The organism is Bacillus sp. JZ39, assembly GCF_053903145.1.
This window is the reverse complement of the sequence record NZ_CP096389.1, coordinates 238,199-256,160: the sequence shown is the minus strand read 5'-3', so window position 1 is coordinate 256,160 and position 17,962 is coordinate 238,199. Positions and strand designations below refer to the sequence as shown.

Below are 17,962 nucleotides of genomic sequence, written 5' to 3'. Positions count from 1 at the left end.
CGGTTCACCCTTTCTGAATCAAATGCCGGACAGGCAGCCTGATGGCAAACACCACTCCCCGCTGCTGATTATCAAACGTGATATCCCCTTCTAGCTCTGTCACGATTTCCTTTACGTAGGAAAGTCCGATACCTGTAGAAGGCGTGCCAAATTCGTCATATTTTGAAGTAAAGCCCGGGTCAAACACAATGTCTCCGATTTTCTCGGAAATCCCGGGGCCATTGTCTTCCACCTGGAATTCTACCATACTCTCATTTGGCTTACGGAGCCTCAGGCTGACCATTCCCTCTTCATCCATAGCCTCTACCGCATTTGCTGTTAGATTATTAATGATCGAAAGCACGATAAATACGTGATATTCGTCATGCTCTCCCTCGATCGAGCAGTAAAAATCAATCTGCTTCCCTAGTGCTTCAGCGTACTTTTCATTCATTCGAATCACGAGCTGCAGCAAATCAGAAGCCCTCATATAATCTCTCAAACTCTCATTCGAAATCAGTTTTGAAAGCCCTGCGAATATCCGCTGGTTGTCCTTTTTCACTTCATGAATTTCTCCGGCCAGTCTCAGGATTCTGCCGCTCAGCTGAACATCCTTGCCCTTCATTTCCCGATAGAGCTGATACGAATCGTTTGTCACTTTCTCTGTCGTTTTCAATGTCTTTTTTAGGTGCACCGTTTCTTCATATAAATTGGAAACGATCATCAGCATGTGCTCGTGCTGCTGCCTTGTCTGTTTTTCTCTCGATTGTGTTTCATATAGCTTCAGCACACTATAAAAGCTCATCACAATAAATGTGTGAGAAATCGCAATCACCGCAATGTCAGTGATTTTCTCAGGCGTGACAACCGTATGAAAAATGAGAAATTGCACAGCCAGCTCGACACAATCTGACACAACTTCAATCATAAACCCAATGAAACCGAGCATAATCGGCCGTTCACGGAAACGATTGGCCTTTAATATGGAAAACAGACAGGCGTAAGTCATATAAAAGAAAAAGCCAGACGCTTGATCATACAGAATCGGAGTCAGTCCATTGTGTCCTCCGCCCCATAATTCCAGAAAGACGCGAAAGATGAAAACAGCCGCTCCAGTCAGAAAACCCGGCAACACAGCGGGCACATGCCGCAACAATGATAAAAAGAAGAAAAAAACCGGTGCCCCAAAGCTGACCCGGAATTCTTCATTGAGGGGATAAAATTTCAGTTCACCGGCCAGCGGCACCGTAATCAGCATGAGGGCCAATATATATCCGTCTTTTTCAATAAACCGTTCCAGTTTTATGTTGATCACATCCTCGCTTTTAATTTTGGGGAATCGGGAGAAAACCTGCAAATTGCTTTTGACCCAGAACATGAGGTTTTTATAAATCTTACTGCTTATTTTCAAAATGTTTTTGTCGTATTTTGTATGATTCTGTAGTCTCCATTATACAGTAATTATACCTTCCGCTATTATGAAAGCGTTTAACGCCCCTTTAGCCTTCGTTTTGATACACCTCAGTCCTTTAAGAAAAAAATCAGTGAGGAGGAATTCGATGAAAGAATTGATAAAAGAGCACCAGAAAGACATAAACACGGCGTTACAGCTTCATGATTGGGTTGAATACTATCGCCCTTTTGCCGCCAATGGACAAAGCGCAAACTATATCCCCGCTTTAGGAAAAGTCAATGATTCACAGCTCGGCATCTGTGTATTGGAGCCTGATGGAACGATGATACACGCCGGCGACTGGAACGTCTCTTTTACCCTGCAAAGCATTTCAAAAGTGATTAGCTTTATTGCCGCCTGCATGAGCCGCGGCATTCCCTATGTGCTTGACCGCGTAGATGTCGAGCCGACAGGTGACGCCTTTAATTCAATCATTCGGCTCGAAATCAACAAGCCGGGAAAGCCCTTCAATCCCATGATCAACGCGGGTGCCCTCACCATCGCTTCGATCCTTCCCGGAGAATCGGCATACGAAAAGCTCGAGTTTCTTTACTCGGTGATGGAAACTTTGATAGGAAAACGGCCAAGAATTCATGAAGAAGTATTCCGTTCTGAATGGGAAACCGCCCACCGCAACAGAGCGCTGGCCTACTATTTAAAAGAAACAAACTTTTTAGAAGCTGACGTAGAAGAAACACTTGAGGTGTACTTGAAGCAATGCGCTATGGAGAGCACCACAGAAGACATTGCGTTGATCGGCCTGATCCTTGCTCATGACGGGTATCATCCGATTCGACGCGAGCAGGTGATTCCAAAAGATGTGGCAAAATTGGCCAAGGCATTAATGCTGACGTGCGGCATGTACAACGCTTCAGGCAAATATGCGGCGTTTGTCGGCGTGCCGGCCAAAAGCGGCGTCTCCGGTGGCATCATGGCGCTGGTTCCTCCAAGTGCCAGAAGAGAACAGCCTTTTCAATCCGGATGCGGCATCGGCATTTACGGGCCTGCCATTGATGAATACGGCAACAGCCTCACTGGCGGTATGCTGCTGAAGCATATGGCGCAGGAGTGGGAGCTCAGCATTTTTTAAACATGAAAAAAGAGGTGATTGTATGCAGCAAATCCTGGAACATATCGTCGGTATTGCAAATGATCTTTTGTGGTCAAAGCTATTAATTGTTTTGCTCCTTTCTCTGGGAATCTATTTTACGTTCAGGCTTAAGTTTTTACAGGTTCGCATGCTGAAAGAAATGGTCAGGGTATTAAGAGAAGGTGCTGCTTCCCGGTCAAAAAACAGCATTTCTCCGTTTCAAGCCTTTTGCATCAGCATGGCGGCCCGTGTCGGAACGGGAAATATTACGGGCATTGCCATCGCCATTGCACTCGGCGGGCCCGGTGCAATCTTCTGGATGTGGATTATCGCTATTATCGGATCAGCATCCAGCTTTGTGGAAAGCACACTGGCTCAGATTTATAAAGTAAAAGATGTAAACGGCTTCCGCGGCGGGCCGGCGTATTACATGGAAAAAGGGCTGAACAAAAGGTGGATGGGCGCGCTGTTCGCTGTGTTAATCACCTTATCGTTCGGTATCGTCTTCAACTCGGTTCAATCCAATACAGTCAGCCTTGCCTTTGAAAACGCGTTTGGCACAAACCGCCTGACATTGGGACTCATTTTAATTGCTGTATTCGGCACGATTATTTTTGGCGGAGTCAAGCGCATTGCAAAGCTGGCTGAATCCATTGTCGTCGTATTGGCTGTCCTGTATATCGGAGTTGCGTTTTTCGTCATTTTCTCCAACATTACGCAGCTGCCAGGTGTGCTTGCGCTAATCGTGAAAAATGCGTTTGGTTTTGACCAGGCCGCCGGCGGGGCTTTGGGCGCGGCACTCATGCAAGGCGTCAGACGGGGAATCTTTTCAAACGAAGCGGGAATGGGAAGCGCACCGAATGCCGCTGCCACCGCCACAACAAGCCATCCCGTCAAACAGGGGCTGATCCAAGCTTTTGGTGTACTGACAGATACACTGGTCATTTGTACAAGCACCGCCTTTATCATCCTATTTTCGGATGCCTATCATACTCCGGGTCTGAGCGGAATCGCCTTGACACAAGCCTCCCTCAGCTCCCATGTCGGATCATGGGCATCAGGCTTTCTCGCGATTCTGATTTTGTTATTCGGATTCTGTGCTCTAATTGGAAACTATTATTATGGCGAAACCAATATCGGCTTTTTGAACAAAAGCAAAAAACTGATTTTTGTCTACCGTATCGGCGTGCTGGCAATGATCGTGTTTGGCTGTGTTGCCAAAGTCCAGCTCGTCTGGGATCTTGCTGATTTGTTCATGGGTTTGATGGTCGTCGTGAATTTAATCGCGATTTTCTTACTATCAAAGGTCGTTTTTACGGCGCTGAAAGACTATACACGCCAGAAGAAAGCAGGCAAGGATCCGGTCTTTTATAAAGATGTGCTCAAAAACCATAATGGCATTGAGTGCTGGCCGGTTTCAGACACAAAGACTGACACGCACAACAAACAAATATCATAAGAAAAGGGTGTTCAGACATATGGGCTGAACACCTTTCTCTTTTTGCGTTTATTGACAAACACGTAAGCCTCCATTACGATTTTCATATCTTTTTCAAAAAAATCTGAAAGAAGGCATCGGTACATTCTATGAATCCTATCCAACACATATTAGATACATACCCGCTTATTGTGCTAGACGGCGCCATGGCGACCGAGCTTGAACGCAAGGGCTGTAATTTGAATGACAGTCTGTGGTCGGCAAAAATCCTGATGGAAGAGCCAAATCTGATTAAACAAGTACATACTGATTATTTCGCGGCAGGCGCCGATTGTGCAATCACTGCCAGCTATCAGTCTACATTTGAAGGCTTTGCCGCACGCGGGCTGAGCGAAGCGGAAGCACGCCGGCTCATCGAGTTGTCCGTCAGCATCGCAGCTGAAGCACGTGATGAATTTTGGTCGCTTGAAGAGAACCGTTTGAATCGGCCAAAACCGATCATTGCGGCTTCTATAGGCCCTTATGGCGCTTATCTTGCAGACGGGTCTGAGTATCGCGGCAACTACGCAATATCAGAAGATGAACTGATTGAATTTCATCGCCCCCGGATGAAGGCGCTGATTGAAGCCGGAGCTGATGTTTTGGCATGCGAAACGATTCCGTGTCTGACTGAAGCCAAAGCGATTGTTCGGCTGTTGAAGGAATTTCCTGAAACGTATGCATGGATCAGCTTCAGTGCTAAAGACGGCCTGCATATCAGTGACGGAACACCTGCAGCTGACTGCGCATCATGGCTTGATGAACACCGCCAAATTGCAGCACTCGGCATCAACTGCACGCCGCTTCAGCATATCCCTTCCTTGATAGAGGAGTTAAAAAAGAACACGTCAAAACCGATCATTGTCTACCCGAATTCAGGTGAGCAATATGATCCGGAAACAAAAACATGGAACGGCGCAGCATGCGCAGAATCTTACGGGGCGAGCGCCCGCACCTGGCATGAAAAAGGAGCGAGGCTGATTGGCGGCTGCTGCCGGACAAAACCCGAAAATATTCAAGAATTTGCGGCTTGGGCCCGCTCTTTAAAAACAACTTGACTTATCGGAATAGTTTGTATATTCTAACTTAAAGCCGGTTCGCCGGAGTCTCGTGTCACTTTCTGACATGAGATTTTTTATTAGGAGGAAATAAATCGCTGATAGAAAGTTGGAAAAAGATGAACTCTGCCCACAACAAGAATGAGACAACCTTTCAGAGAAGTATGAAAAGCCGGCACCTCTTTATGCTTTCCTTGGGAGGTGTCATCGGAACCGGGCTGTTTTTAAGCTCAGGTTATACCATTCAGCAAGCAGGCCCGGCCGGAACGATACTCGCCTACTTAGTCGGTGCCGGCATCGTCTATCTGGTCATGCTCTGCCTCGGTGAGCTGTCAGTCGCCATGCCTGTGACCGGCGCCTTTCACACCTATGCAGCTAAATACATAGGGCCGGGCACCGGATTTACGGTCGCTTGGCTGTACTGGCTGACATGGACCGTGGCATTGGGATCAGAATTCACAGCAGCCGGCCTGTTAATGCAGCGCTGGTTTCCCCATACATCGGTTTGGATGTGGAGTGCCGTCTTTGCGCTGTTCATTTTCTTGCTTAACGCATTTTCGGTCAAGTTTTTCGCCGAAACAGAATTTTGGTTTTCCAGCATCAAAGTATTAGCCATTGTATTATTTATTCTTTTAGGCGGCTCTGCCATGTTCGGCATCATCCCGATCAAAGGCGGAGAAGCCGCTCCGATGCTGTCCAACTTCATGGCGGAAGGCGGGCTTTTTCCAAATGGATTTGTCCCGATTTTGATGACGATGCTGTCCGTTAATTTTGCCTTTTCGGGAACGGAACTAATCGGAATCGCAGCCGGTGAAAGCGTTGATCCTGACAAGACAATACCAAAAGCGATTAAAACAACGGTCTGGCGTCTCTCACTCTTCTTTGTCGGAACAATTTTTGTGCTGTCAGGGCTGATTCCGATTCAAGATGCAGATGTCATCAAAAGCCCGTTTGTCGCTGTCTTTGACAGAGTCGGTGTACCATACGCAGCCGATATCATGAACTTTGTTATCCTGACAGCGATCCTGTCAGCGGCTAATTCCGGACTCTACGCTTCTTCCCGGATGCTGTGGTCTTTATCAAAAGAAAAAACGCTTCATCCGACATTTGCAAAGCTGACGTCAAAAGGAACCCCTTTTAACGCGCTGGTGTTCAGCATGATCGGCGGCATTCTGTCGTTGCTGTCCAGCGTATTTGCGCCAGACACTGTATACGTTGTGCTCGTGTCGATTTCCGGTTTTGCCGTCGTTGTCGTGTGGATGGGAATCGCTGCTTCTCAATTCATGTTCAGAAAACGTTATATCGAAGCGGGAAACAAGGTTACTGATTTGAAATACAGAACCCCTTTGTATCCGTTCGTGCCGATTGCCGCGTTCCTGTTATGCCTGGCTTCCGTCGTTGGCATTGCCTTTGATCCGAATCAAAGAATCGCACTCTATTGCGGCGTTCCATTTATGGCCATTTGCTATGCAATATATTATGTAAAAAACCGCAAAAGCCAGCCGGCTGCTGATATGACTCATTCAAAATAAAAAGAACCTGCCTCCGGGCAGGTTCTTTTTCAGTTTTCACACTTCCACTGTCCAGTTAAACGGGCCTTTCACCTTGCCAAGCTGAATATCTGTTATCGTTTCATACAGCTTTTTCGAGAGGTCCCCGATTTGCCCGTCGCCTACAATCACCGTTTTTCCATGAATATTGAGTTCACCGACAGGCGTAACGACTGCTGCCGTGCCTGTGCCGAAGACCTCTGTCAATTCTCCGCGTGCAGAGGCCGCATACACCTCATCAATCGATATTCTCTCTTCACGAACCGGAATGCCCCAGCTTCGAATCAGTTCAATCGCAGACGCACGTGTCACCCCGCTTAAAATGCTTCCGCTTAAAGCAGGTGTGACAGCTTCCCCGTTTATGACGAAAAAGATGTTCATGCTCCCTACTTCTTCCACATATTTCTTTTCAATGGCGTCCAGCCACAACACCTGGTCATAGCCCAGCTCATTCGCTTTCCGCTGTGCCTGAAGACTGGCGGCATAGTTTCCAGCCGTTTTTGCAAATCCGACTCCGCCGTTGACCGCCCGCACATACTCATCTTCGACATAGATTCTAACCGGCTTCAGCTGATCGTCGCCATAATAGGAGCCGACAGGCGAAAGCACGATCATAAATGTATAGCTCCTGGATGCCTTCACACCGAGACTCGGTTCTGTGGCAATGACAAAAGGACGAATATACAGTGACGTTCCTTTTTTCTTTGGAACCCAATCTTTCTCAAGTTCAACTAATTGCGTCAATGCCTCAAGCACCAGCTCTTCGTCTAAAGGGGGCATGCTCATGCGCTCACACGATCTGTTCAGCCGTTTGATATTTTGATCCGGACGGAACAGGAGCACCCTGCCATCCTCTGTTCTGTATGCTTTTAACCCTTCAAAAACAGCCTGGCCGTAATGAAAAACAGATGAAGACGGATCAAGCGTAAGCGGTGCGTACGGCGCAATTCTCGGATGATGCCATCCAATCCCCTCTTCGTAGTCCATCACAAACATATAATCTGTAAAATATTGTCCAAACCCCAAGGAAGACGGGTCGGGCTTTTCCTTATAATATACAGTTTTTTCTCGTTCAATAAGCTTATTCAATCTAATCAGCACACCTTTCACATAATTGTTTAAATATTCAGTCTTTTTAAAGCTGCAAAAAGTATACAGCCTTTCCTTTAATAATACGCCGCTTCACACCTATAAATTTCAGAATATTCTTTAGGATCATCAGCTATTATACACCACATTCATTGTCAGATGAAGCTGAAATTAAAGAAAAACAGCCAGTTTTATTCTGGCTGTTTGATTTAGACCGCTAAACAAAGGACGACAATGTGGCAAATCAGCAAAATATACACTGCGAACACTAATTGCCAATTGATCTTCCGCGCCCATGCAAACACCACCATCAAAACAGGCAGCATCACAGTCCCCGCCAGCTTGTTAACCGTCAGATTCGGACTGTTCGCAACATCATAATGAATCGGCATCTGCGTCGGCAGAGAAGGGTAAAATACAATTGAAAGGATGAATGCAGCAATCACTGCTCCCCACAGCACTTTTCCATTCGTCAATAAAAACATAGAACCACCATTCCCTTCTTAAAACACATTGCTTTATGAATGATATGACTGTTCTACGGTGAATTTCGTTCGGTCTCCCCGGGTAATAATTTGCGCATATTCCACCACTTCTTCATTTTTATCATAGGTAAGGGATTCTGATAAAAACGCAGGCGCTCCGACATTGGTTAATAAGTGGCCGCTGATCGTTTCATCCGTTAAAATCGGTTCGATCGATTCCGTGCCCCTGCTGATTTCAATATTGTATTTTGTCCTTAACAATTCAAACAGCGAGCCGGTGCATTCCTCCTGCGCCAGCCCCGGTGCCGCCTTCCAGGGAATATATGAGGTATGATACTGCAAAGGTTCCCCCTCTGCGTATCTGACTCTGACAAGCTTGTTGACAGGTTCATTCTCTTTCATTTTCAAAAGCTCGGCAATGGAGTGATCGGCAGGAATCACCACAAGCTCAAGCACTTTTGATTCAGAACGAAGGCCTCTCATTTGTTCTGCAAAGCTCGTAATCTTATGCGGAATCGGCGTTTGTATTTTTGCCGCCGATACAAATGTCCCTTTTCCTTGAATTCTTTTAATATATCCCTCAAGCTCTAGCTGCTGCAGAGCCAGTCTCACAGTTGTTCTGCTGACATCATATTGTTCGCAAAACTCACTCTCTGTCGGCAGCTGATCATTCGCCTGATATTTGCCCGATTTAATTAACTCAATGATTTTAAACTTGATAACAGAATATAAAGCTGTCATTTCATTCTCCCCATTCTGTATGCAATCCGTTCTTTTTCATTGAGACCATAATACCATTTGCCATCCCAATATGAAAGATTTGTATCCTTCTTTTATAACAAATTTTCAGAAATTAATATTGACAGTTTAATAATGGTGGTGCTAAATTCGTAATGACAAGTATCATAAATTGGTCATAACAAATATGGTGCTTGTCTATCTCTTTGAGGGGGTGTCACATGAAGATTCTGATCGCCGAGCACTACGAAGAACTCTGTAAGTTAAGCGCTGCCATTATTAAAGAACAAATACAAGCTAAGAGAGATGCCGTTCTCGGCCTGGCAACAGGGAGCACACCGGTCGGCTTGTATAAGCAGTTGATTTCAGACTATCAGGCAGGCAAAATTGATTTTTCAAAGGTTACTACATTTAATTTGGATGAATACGCTGGTCTCTCTCCATCTCATCCGCAAAGTTATAACCACTTTATGCATGAGCATCTATTTCAGCATATCAATATGCAGCCTGATCATATTCATATCCCGCAAGGAGACAACCCGCAGCTTGAGGCGGAATGCAAAGTATACGAGGATCTCATCCGCCAAGCGGGAGGCATTGATGTCCAAATTCTCGGCATCGGCGCCAATGGCCATATCGGTTTTAATGAACCGGGATCTGATTTTGAAGACCGGACACGTGTTGTGAAGCTCTCGGAAAGCACGATACAGGCAAATGCCAGATTCTTCGGCGGCGATCCGGTGCTGGTGCCGAGACTCGCGATTTCAATGGGCATTAAAACCATCATGGAATTCAGCAAACATATTGTGCTTTTAGCAAGCGGCGAGGAAAAAGCAGACGCCATTCAAAAGATGGCTGAAGGTCCTGTCACGACAGAAGTACCAGCCTCCATTCTTCAAAAACACAATCATGTAACCGTTATCGCCGATTATAAAGCAGCTCAAAAATTAAAGAGTGCATCATTCTCATAACACAATAAAAGGAGACTGTCATGTTTAAAAAGGCATTTCAAATTCTGCAGCAGCTTGGCCGCGCGTTGATGACTCCGGTTGCCGTCCTGCCGGCAGCAGGTCTTTTGCTCCGTTTCGGAGACAAGGATTTACTGAACATTCCTATTATAAAGGATGCGGGCGGCGTTGTATTCGATAATCTCCCGCTGATTTTCGCCGTGGGGGTCGCGATCGGATTAGCCGGCGGAGAAGGTGTAGCCGGACTTGCCGCTGTCATCGGATACTTAATTTTAACCGTCACCCTCGACAATATGGGAAAATTACTCGGCCTTCAGCCTCCGTATGAAGGAGCCGAGCACCTGATTGATATGGGGGTTTTCGGAGGAATCATTATCGGGCTTCTCGCCGCCTATTTATATAAGCGGTTTTCATCAATCGAGCTGCATCCGGTCCTTGGATTTTTCTCTGGAAAACGCTTTGTCCCGATTATTACTTCCGTCAGTTCATTGGTGATCGGTGTCATTTTCTCATTCGTTTGGCCGCTGATCCAAAACGGAATTAACGCAGCCAGCAGTTTAATTGCCGATTCAACAGTCGGACTGTTCTTTTATGCAACGATCTATCGTTTGCTGATTCCTTTTGGCCTGCATCATATTTTTTATACGCCTTTCTATTTTATGATGGGAGAATACACAGACCCATCAACAGGCAACACCGTAACCGGCGACCTGACAAGGTTTTTCGCGGGAGACCCGACAGCCGGGCGCTTTATGATGGGGGATTTCCCTTACATGATTTTCTGTCTGCCGGCCGTTGCTCTTGCCATTATCCATACCGCGCGTCCGGAAAAGAAAAAAATGATCTCCGGCGTGATGATTTCTGCGGCGCTCACATCTATGCTGACCGGAATTACAGAACCGGTTGAGTTTTCTTTCTTGTTCGTTGCGCCCGTGCTCTATTTGATTAACTCTATTCTTGCCGGCGTCATCTTTGTCGTTTGTGATTTATTCCATGTCCGCCACGGCTATACGTTCTCAGGCGGCGGAATTGACTACGTCTTGAACTACGGACTGTCTACAAATGGCTGGGTTGTCATTCCTATCGGGATCGTGTTTGCTTTCATTTATTATTATTTGTTCCGATTTGCGATTCTGAAATGGAATTTGAAAACGCCCGGCCGTGAGACAGATGAAGACGGTCAGAATGAGGAGAAAGCTCCAGTTGCAAAAGACCAGCTTGCCTTTCACGTGCTGCAGGCCTTGGGCGGACAGCAAAATATCGCTAACCTGGATGCATGTATCACAAGGCTTCGTGTGACCGTTCATCAGCCAAGCCAAGTCAGCAAGGATGAATTAAAACGGCTTGGTGCAGTAGGTGTGCTGGAGGTCAACAACAACTTCCAGGCAATATTCGGAACCAAGTCCGATGCCTTAAAAGACGACATCAAAACAATCATGGCCGGAGGCGTCCCTGCCACCGCCGCCGCGCTGGACACGGTAACTGACAAACCGCAGAAGCCCGATTCCGGTGAGACCTTTATCTATCCGATTAAAGGAGAAACAGTCTCTTTAGGGGATGTGCCTGATCAAGTCTTTTCAGAAAAAATGATGGGCGAGGGATTTGCGATTATACCATCAGAAGGAAAAGTCGTTGCACCTGCGGACGGCGAGATCGTCTCGATTTTTCCGACAAAACACGCCATCGGCTTTATGAGCGCCGGCGGTACTGAAATCCTGATTCATGTCGGCGTTGATACCGTCAAACTGAATGGGGAAGGCTTTGAAGCACATGTCACAAGCGGACAAGCCGTCAAACAAGGCGAACTGCTTCTCACCTTTGATCTCGATTACATCAAGCAGCATGCCGCTTCAGCCATAACACCGGTTATTTTCACAAATACCTCTGAAGAAGATCTAAAGCACATTCAAATGAAGTAAAAAAGTCCCCCCTGCTGCGGGGGACTTTTTCGCCAACATAATGAAAGCGCTATCAAAATAAAATAACTTGAAAAAAGGTGTTTGCATTTGAATCACGAATGATATGAATATGCCTACATTCTATCGTTCTAAAGGGGGATTCATTTGAAAAAATTAATCGCGTTTCAAATTTTAATCGCTTTGGCTGTCGGCGCAGTGATCGGCCACTTTTTTCCTGATTTCGGGATGGCACTGAGACCTGTCGGAGATGGATTTATCCGCCTGATTAAAATGATTGTTGTGCCGATTGTGTTTTCTACCATTGTCATTGGAGCCGCAGGAAGCGGAAGCATGAAAAAAATGGGCAGTCTCGGCATCAAGACGATCATTTGGTTCGAAGTGATTACAACGTTGGTATTAGGGCTTGGACTTTTATTAGCGAATGTCTTAAAACCAGGTGTCGGGCTTGACCTCTCCCATTTGGCAAAAAAAGATATTCATGAACTTTCCGGCTACACAGACAAAGTTGTTGATTTCAAGCAAATGGTCCTGGATATTATCCCTACAAACATTATTGATGTCATGGCCAGAAATGATTTGCTTGCCGTTATTTTCTTCGCCATTTTATTTGGTGTCGCCGCAGCTGGTATCGGCAAAGCTTCTGAACCAGTAATGAAGTTTTTTGAATCTACAGCTCAGATTATGTTCAAGCTCACGCAAATCGTCATGGTCACTGCTCCTATCGGCGTGTTAGCCCTGATGGCTGCTTCTGTAGGCCAATATGGCATTGAACTCCTCCTCCCTATGTTTAAGCTGGTTGGCACCGTATTCCTTGGCCTGTTCCTGATCCTCTTTGTCCTCTTTCCGCTTGTCGGTCTCATCTTTCAGATTAAGTATTTCGAAGTATTGAAAATGATATGGGATCTGTTTTTAATTGCATTTTCCACCACCAGCACTGAAACCATTCTCCCTCAGCTGATGGATAGAATGGAGAAATACGGCTGTCCCAAACGAGTGGTATCATTTGTCGTTCCCTCCGGCTTGTCATTGAACTGTGACGGCTCCAGCTTATATTTATCGGTTTCTTGTATCTTTCTCGCACAGGCCTTTCAAGTAGACATGACATTGTCCCAGCAGCTGCTCATGATGCTTGTGCTTGTGATGACCAGTAAAGGCATTGCAGCTGTACCCTCAGGATCGCTTGTAGTTCTTCTGGCGACTGCCAATGCTGTAGGACTGCCGGCTGAAGGCGTTGCCATTATCGCGGGTGTTGACCGCGTCATGGACATGGCGAGAACAGGCGTGAACGTACCGGGACATGCGATCGCCTGTATCGTGGTATCAAAATGGGAAAAGGCCTTCCGCCAAAAAGAATGGGTTTCCGCAAACAGCCAAACTGAAAGCATATAGAAAAAAGAACACCTCAATCCGAGGTGTTCTTTTTATTATTCAGCAGCAGCGTGATCTCCTGTTTCAATCGCTGCCAGTCTTGCGTTTACTTCTTCTTCTGTCATATTATGCTCTTTCACATACAGGTTTCTTGGGTTCGTGCGGCATTCGTGGCTGCAGCTGCGCATATATTTATACTCATTTTCCGGTGTGCATATCATTTTTTTATTGCAAGATGGATTTGCGCAGTTCACATAACGCTCACACGGTTCTCCTGTAAAGTAGTCCTTGCCGACAATCACATGCTCGACACGGTTGACAGGCACGCTGATTCTTTCATCAAATACGTAGCACTGGCCGTCCCAAAGCTTGCCTTGCACCTCTGGATCTTTTCCGTATGTCACGATTCCGCCGTCAAGCTGTGCTACATCTTCAAAGCCTTGCTTCACCAGCCATCCTGAGAACTTTTCACAGCGTACGCCGCCTGTACAGTACGTTAAAATCTTTTTGCCTTCAAGCATATCTTTGTGCTCTTCGATCCATTCAGGTAATTCGCGGAAGGCTTCGATGTCAGGACGGACCGCACCTCTGAAATGGCCAAGGTCATACTCGTAATCGTTACGCGCGTCGATGACAATTGTGTTTGGATCCTGCATCTTCTCATAAAATTCTGCAGGCTTCAAATGCTGGCCTGTTGTTTCGTTCGGATCGACATCATCTTCAAGACGAAGCGTTACAAGCTCTTTTTTATGGCGGACGAAGATTTTTTTGAAGGCATGGCCTTCTGCTTCATCAATTTTAAATACCATGTCCGCAAAACGAGGATCAGCTTTCATTGTTTCCATATATTTTTCAGTCTGTTCAACCGTACCTGATACCGTACCGTTAATTCCTTCAGAAGAAACAAGGATACGGCCTAACAAACCAAGCTCCTTACAAAAAGCCAGATGCTGCTCTCTAAACGCCTCTGGATCTTCAATCGGAACATATTTATAGTAAAGTAATACTCTGTATTGTTTTTCCATGTTTTAAACACCCTGTTCAATTATAGTTAGTTGCTATGCACACTCTTACTATATCATACAGGAAAATGCCGCAAAGATGAACAGATCCGCCCAGACTGATAAAAATATCCAAGCTCTTACAAACCTAAGCGGCACAAGGGTTTCTCACGGCACACAAGTATTTTCCATTCATTTACTAATCAATGTAGTTATCTGAAAACTATCAAACAAAAGGTGAACTCCACCTGTTATAGCACAGGGGACACCGCTCACTTGATAATGACTGACGGCGTGATATGCTCCAGCCAAATGACACCGTCATATTGTTCCTTAAGGATCATCTGCTCTTCTGTGAATCCCCAATTAGGTTCTCTAGTCATTACGAGATAGATATAGAAAAAGTTTCCTTTTCCTGCCAACAAAAAAAGCTTCTCTGTTGAAAGAAGCTTTAGCTGGATTCTCTCATCACCTGATGAAAGTAAAACCGATACGTATTTCGTAAAAATGTCTCAACCGGAAGCTGCACATCCGCTTGGTATTTGCTGATGATGAATGGAAACCGCTCGATTCCTTTTTCGCGCAAATTGTTCGCTTGTTCATCATCTATTGCCTTCTCTTGCAAAACCGCTTCAACGATCGGCCAGCATACTTCTCGCACTTGCCGCAGGACGGCTTCATCTCCGGTGTTCTGATAATCTGTAATCCAGCTGATGATTTGTTTCTCCATGAATCTCACCTTTCTTCAAAAAAAGAGGCGCTGCGTTTATGCAAGCTCCTCTTCTTACTCTTCGTAACCTATCAGTTCTCCGACTTGGACTTCTTGGCCTTCTGCTAAATGGGCGGACGGCTGGAACGCGTCTTTTTCAAAAATCAAAATGACGGTTGAGCCAAATGAAAAGTATCCCAGCTCTTCGCCGATCTCCAATTCAGCACGGGTGCTCGTCTGCACGATAGAATTAATATTCATCGCGCCGACAGGAATCATCAGGACATTTCGGCTGCCGCTATTCAGCTCGTACACAAACCGATAATTTTTCGACAGCACATCTTTCCCGTATTTTAAGCCTAGTTGATTTACCGGGTATGAGCGATTTCCGAGCTCGGCCAGCTTTTGATACCTGCAGCTGATCGGAGAATGGAAACGGTGATAATGCCTCGGGCTTAGATACAGCACGACGAAGTATCCGCCGTTGTATTGATGGTCTGCGCTTTTACAGCCGGTGAGTTCAGCGAATGAGTAATCTTTTCCCTTCACCGTAAAGGTTTGATTCGGGTTGATGATTCCTACCGTCTGAACCACACCGTCAACAGGGCTGACCACCGCATGCGCCTCTTTTGACACAGGGCGCCGCTCCAGATTTATTTGTCGAATAAACAATTCAGACAGCGATCCGTAATCAGCAGCCGTACCGTCCACATCATCCCAATTCAGCCGAAAATGTTTTGAGAAAAGCGGAATGACCGGTTTGCTGATTTTTGACTCGCAAAATCCTTTAATCAGATAGGATGACAGACGATGATTCGTCAGCTCTATCAATGATCGATACAGAATCTTTACAGCCGTATTAAACATGAATAATCCCTATAACCCTTCCGATTGTAATAAAAACAAAGCACCATAAAAAGGCGCCGATTGCCGCAAACGCAACATACGTTTTCAGATCCATTTTGCCGATCCCCGAAAAGTAGCACGTCACATGTCTGACGCCGGGAATAAAATAACCTAAAATAAGAGAATATGGACCGTATTTCTTCATCCATTTTTCCACTTTCATCATTCTTTTTTCTTTTAAGCCGACCCACTTGCCGTACTTGTCGATAAACGGGCGTCCGGCTTTTCTGCCAATCATGTAGCTGATCAGCATACCTAACAAAGCCCCGACAAAACTAATCAATATCGAAAGCTCATAATTCAATACATCGGTATGCGTGAAATAGCCAACAACGGTCATCATCACTTCATCTGGAATCGGCAATCCTACAATTCCTAATACCAGCATCAAAAAAATAGCGAGATAACCGTAATCCGCTATGAGCTGCTGAACTAATTCCATCTCCCAGACTCCAGGTTTTCTGCCGCATGTTTTTTAAAATGAGGGAATTTTATTTTACTCACCATCAAATATGAAAGTCCGCAAGTGCCGATTGCCAGAAGGATCGGGTTATAGGTAAAGCTTAAAATAACGAGACACATGCCCGCAAACGGAATCGGCATACCGATAAACGTCGGGAGCTTGCTTTGTTCAATGTTAAATTTAGAGAGGCGAAGCATTCCGCAAATGCTGTACGTCAATGCGCATAAGATCCCGATAAATGGCAGGGTATACAACGCGACACTGTAAGCAAGCATAGCAGGAGCCACCCCAAACGTAACCAGATCGGCAAACGAATCCAGTTCTCTCCCCATATCAGAAACGGCATTCAGCTTACGAGCAGCCATCCCGTCAAAGAAATCAAGGAACATGCCTGTAAAAATAAAAAGCACTGCTGAATGAATGTTGTGATATAGCAAGGAATGAATCGCCAGCAATCCGCAAATGAAGTTTCCTATCGTAATCATACAGGGGATGTAATTCACAGTGTAACCAAACCTCCAATTGTAAAACCATCTATATTATTTGACGATAGTGATCGAATAGCGTTACAGGAAAAATTTTTCTCCAATAAGCATGATAACATAGAATGCTCCCAAAAAAAGCAGCATTCAAATTCTATTATTATACAACATTTGTTACCTTTTGAAAAATGAATGCCAATCTTTTCATGTTCCTTACTAGTTTATCCCCCCGCATAAAAAGGACAAGACGCGTTGATTGACGTACTCTGGCTGCTCCAGAGATAACAGATGTCCGGCGTTTCTTACGATTTCAGCCTGAATTCCCGGCACCAATACCGAAGCCCGCTCAAAGGCCATTTGCTGATGGTACATGACCTCGTGCTCACCGAACATCAGCAGTACCGGGACTTGTATCGATTTCAATTCCTGGTCTGTGAACACGTACGGAAAGCCGTTTTCTGTCGGCTTCAGGCTCCTTTGTTCATCCTTCCATTCCACGCCCGCCACAATTTGTCTTTGCAGTAAAGGATGCAGATCATAACTGTCGCCTGTGATCCACTTGATATATGATTCAGCTCCTCTTGCCCCTGTAAGCTCTGCAGCGTATTTATAGACATCCGGATGAAATGAAATAAACGCTTCAGCGGGACTCATAACAACCGCCCGCTCTACTCTTTCAGGCGCGCGGAGTAAGAAATTCACGATATGGGACCCGCCAAGCGAAAGGCCGGCCAGGTGTGCCGTCTCTAGTCCAAGAGAATCAAAGACATCTTTCATCCATTCTGCAAAATCAGCTCTCGTTTCCATGGCTGCTGATGGTATACTTTTATTTTTGTCTCCTATTATATCGACCGCATATGTACGAAATTGACGGCTCAACGCCGCGATATTCGGATACCACATTGCAGAGCTGAAAAGGCCCCCGTGAAGCAAAATGAGCGAAGGTGCGTCCTTTGGCCCACTTGCAATGATATGTGTTTTTCCAAAACGAGTAGAAACATAGAATGCTTCCGACTCAATCGGCCACAAAGAAAGGCTTTGATCATATGCCTGGTAAAAGCGCAGACCACTTTCAACCGCGGCAAACTGCATTGAATCTTGTATCATCTTCTTCTTTTTCCTCCGGGTTTGATTAATATAAAATAAAGGATAACGCCCCTTTTGTCTCGTAAGAAAAAATACCTATTTCTTATTATCTCACATAATAAATTTCCAGTATATAGTTTG

At 45.6% G+C, this 17,962-nt stretch carries 17 protein-coding genes and 1 pseudogene; 7 read left to right on the top strand and 11 right to left on the bottom strand.

Translation table 11 applies throughout. The annotated features are described in order from the left end of the window. Positions 1-4: 4 nt before the first annotated feature. Positions 5-1,237 (bottom strand): two-component system sensor histidine kinase GlnK, encoded by a 1,233-nt coding sequence (gene glnK, locus M1D65_RS01410; RefSeq protein WP_072692859.1) that lies wholly within the window; start codon positions 1,235-1,237, stop codon positions 5-7. Positions 1,238-1,538: 301 nt separating this feature from the next. On the opposite strand from glnK, the gene M1D65_RS01405 reads away from it, so the two are divergent. The 4 genes from M1D65_RS01405 (at position 1,539) to mmuP (ending at position 6,589) form a co-directional block, all read left to right on the top strand. Next, positions 1,539-2,522 (top strand): glutaminase, encoded by a 984-nt coding sequence (locus M1D65_RS01405; RefSeq protein WP_021481886.1) that lies wholly within the window; start codon positions 1,539-1,541, stop codon positions 2,520-2,522. A gap of 22 nt (positions 2,523-2,544) precedes the next feature. Beyond that, positions 2,545-3,981: an alanine/glycine:cation symporter family protein gene (locus M1D65_RS01400; RefSeq protein WP_021481887.1), complete on the top strand. Its 1,437-nt coding sequence runs from the start codon at positions 2,545-2,547 to the stop codon at positions 3,979-3,981. Between the two features lie 128 nt (positions 3,982-4,109). Continuing rightward, a complete protein-coding gene (gene mmuM / locus M1D65_RS01395; RefSeq protein ID WP_456270732.1) occupies positions 4,110-5,057 on the top strand; it encodes a homocysteine S-methyltransferase in 948 nt (315 codons plus the stop codon). Positions 5,058-5,176: 119 nt separating this feature from the next. Then, positions 5,177-6,589, top strand: a complete 1,413-nt coding sequence (gene mmuP, locus M1D65_RS01390; protein ID WP_064672057.1) for an S-methylmethionine permease — start codon at positions 5,177-5,179, stop codon at positions 6,587-6,589. Between the two features lie 36 nt (positions 6,590-6,625). Here the strand turns inward: mmuP and M1D65_RS01385 are convergent, their stop codons facing one another. From M1D65_RS01385 to gamR, 3 genes are all read right to left on the bottom strand, one after another. Next, complete coding sequence (locus M1D65_RS01385; protein WP_019712566.1) at positions 6,626-7,696, bottom strand: branched-chain amino acid aminotransferase; 1,071 nt, start codon at positions 7,694-7,696, stop codon at positions 6,626-6,628. Positions 7,697-7,905: 209 nt separating this feature from the next. Further along, complete coding sequence (locus M1D65_RS01380; RefSeq protein ID WP_064672058.1) at positions 7,906-8,181, bottom strand: DUF1648 domain-containing protein; 276 nt, start codon at positions 8,179-8,181, stop codon at positions 7,906-7,908. Positions 8,182-8,214: 33 nt separating this feature from the next. Further along, positions 8,215-8,922 (bottom strand): transcriptional regulator GamR, encoded by a 708-nt coding sequence (gamR, locus tag M1D65_RS01375; protein ID WP_003234841.1) that lies wholly within the window; start codon positions 8,920-8,922, stop codon positions 8,215-8,217. 218 nt (positions 8,923-9,140) lie between these two features. On the opposite strand from gamR, the gene nagB reads away from it, so the two are divergent. From nagB to gltP, 3 genes are all read left to right on the top strand, one after another. Next, positions 9,141-9,890, top strand: coding sequence for a glucosamine-6-phosphate deaminase (gene nagB / locus M1D65_RS01370; protein WP_153257208.1), 750 nt, complete (start codon positions 9,141-9,143; stop codon positions 9,888-9,890). 20 nt (positions 9,891-9,910) lie between these two features. After that, entirely contained in the window at positions 9,911-11,806 is a 1,896-nt protein-coding gene (ptsG, locus tag M1D65_RS01365) for a glucose-specific PTS transporter subunit IIBC (RefSeq protein ID WP_456270731.1), read from the top strand. Positions 11,807-11,950: 144 nt separating this feature from the next. After that, positions 11,951-13,195: a glutamate-aspartate/proton symporter GltP gene (gene gltP / locus M1D65_RS01360; protein ID WP_014478694.1), complete on the top strand. Its 1,245-nt coding sequence runs from the start codon at positions 11,951-11,953 to the stop codon at positions 13,193-13,195. Positions 13,196-13,230: 35 nt separating this feature from the next. Here the strand turns inward: gltP and trhO are convergent, their stop codons facing one another. The 7 genes and pseudogenes from trhO to cesB all read right to left on the bottom strand — a co-directional run bounded on the left by trhO (position 13,231) and on the right by cesB (position 17,842). Then, positions 13,231-14,199, bottom strand: coding sequence for an oxygen-dependent tRNA uridine(34) hydroxylase TrhO (gene trhO, locus M1D65_RS01355; protein WP_032724818.1), 969 nt, complete (start codon positions 14,197-14,199; stop codon positions 13,231-13,233). A gap of 248 nt (positions 14,200-14,447) precedes the next feature. After that, a pseudogene (locus M1D65_RS01350) lies at positions 14,448-14,540 on the bottom strand (hypothetical protein); the annotation flags it as partial. Between the two features lie 86 nt (positions 14,541-14,626). Then, positions 14,627-14,905 carry a hypothetical protein gene (locus M1D65_RS01345; RefSeq protein ID WP_021481898.1) on the bottom strand — a complete coding sequence of 93 codons (279 nt, stop codon included), beginning with the start codon at positions 14,903-14,905 and terminating at the stop codon, positions 14,627-14,629. Between the two features lie 54 nt (positions 14,906-14,959). Then, positions 14,960-15,751, bottom strand: coding sequence for a phosphatidylserine decarboxylase (locus M1D65_RS01340; protein WP_003234858.1), 792 nt, complete (start codon positions 15,749-15,751; stop codon positions 14,960-14,962). Beyond that, positions 15,744-16,232: a DedA family protein gene (locus tag M1D65_RS01335; protein WP_003234861.1), complete on the bottom strand. Its 489-nt coding sequence runs from the start codon at positions 16,230-16,232 to the stop codon at positions 15,744-15,746. Before M1D65_RS01335 ends, M1D65_RS01340 begins: the two co-directional genes overlap by 8 nt. Further along, positions 16,223-16,756: a CDP-diacylglycerol--serine O-phosphatidyltransferase gene (gene pssA, locus M1D65_RS01330; protein WP_038827915.1), complete on the bottom strand. Its 534-nt coding sequence runs from the start codon at positions 16,754-16,756 to the stop codon at positions 16,223-16,225. The genes M1D65_RS01335 and pssA overlap by 10 nt, the downstream gene beginning before the upstream one ends. Positions 16,757-16,951: 195 nt before the next feature. After that, positions 16,952-17,842: an enantioselective carboxylesterase CesB gene (cesB, locus tag M1D65_RS01325; protein ID WP_021481900.1), complete on the bottom strand. Its 891-nt coding sequence runs from the start codon at positions 17,840-17,842 to the stop codon at positions 16,952-16,954. Between the last annotated feature and the right edge of the window lie 120 nt (positions 17,843-17,962).

Coding starts and splice junctions, on each gene's coding strand:
- glnK (WP_072692859.1), bottom strand. CDS start 1,237: ATGCTGATTACGGTGCCGCTGGCCGGTGAACTGAAATTTTATCCCCTC.
- M1D65_RS01405 (WP_021481886.1), top strand. CDS start 1,539: ATGAAAGAATTGATAAAAGAGCACCAGAAAGACATAAACACGGCGTTA.
- M1D65_RS01400 (WP_021481887.1), top strand. CDS start 2,545: ATGCAGCAAATCCTGGAACATATCGTCGGTATTGCAAATGATCTTTTG.
- mmuM (WP_456270732.1), top strand. CDS start 4,110: ATGAATCCTATCCAACACATATTAGATACATACCCGCTTATTGTGCTA.
- mmuP (WP_064672057.1), top strand. CDS start 5,177: ATGAACTCTGCCCACAACAAGAATGAGACAACCTTTCAGAGAAGTATG.
- M1D65_RS01380 (WP_064672058.1), bottom strand. CDS start 8,181: ATGTTTTTATTGACGAATGGAAAAGTGCTGTGGGGAGCAGTGATTGCT.
- gamR (WP_003234841.1), bottom strand. CDS start 8,922: ATGACAGCTTTATATTCTGTTATCAAGTTTAAAATCATTGAGTTAATT.
- nagB (WP_153257208.1), top strand. CDS start 9,141: ATGAAGATTCTGATCGCCGAGCACTACGAAGAACTCTGTAAGTTAAGC.
- ptsG (WP_456270731.1), top strand. CDS start 9,911: ATGTTTAAAAAGGCATTTCAAATTCTGCAGCAGCTTGGCCGCGCGTTG.
- trhO (WP_032724818.1), bottom strand. CDS start 14,199: ATGGAAAAACAATACAGAGTATTACTTTACTATAAATATGTTCCGATT.
- M1D65_RS01345 (WP_021481898.1), bottom strand. CDS start 14,905: ATGGAGAAACAAATCATCAGCTGGATTACAGATTATCAGAACACCGGA.
- M1D65_RS01340 (WP_003234858.1), bottom strand. CDS start 15,751: ATGTTTAATACGGCTGTAAAGATTCTGTATCGATCATTGATAGAGCTG.
- M1D65_RS01335 (WP_003234861.1), bottom strand. CDS start 16,232: ATGGAATTAGTTCAGCAGCTCATAGCGGATTACGGTTATCTCGCTATT.
- cesB (WP_021481900.1), bottom strand. CDS start 17,842: ATGATACAAGATTCAATGCAGTTTGCCGCGGTTGAAAGTGGTCTGCGC.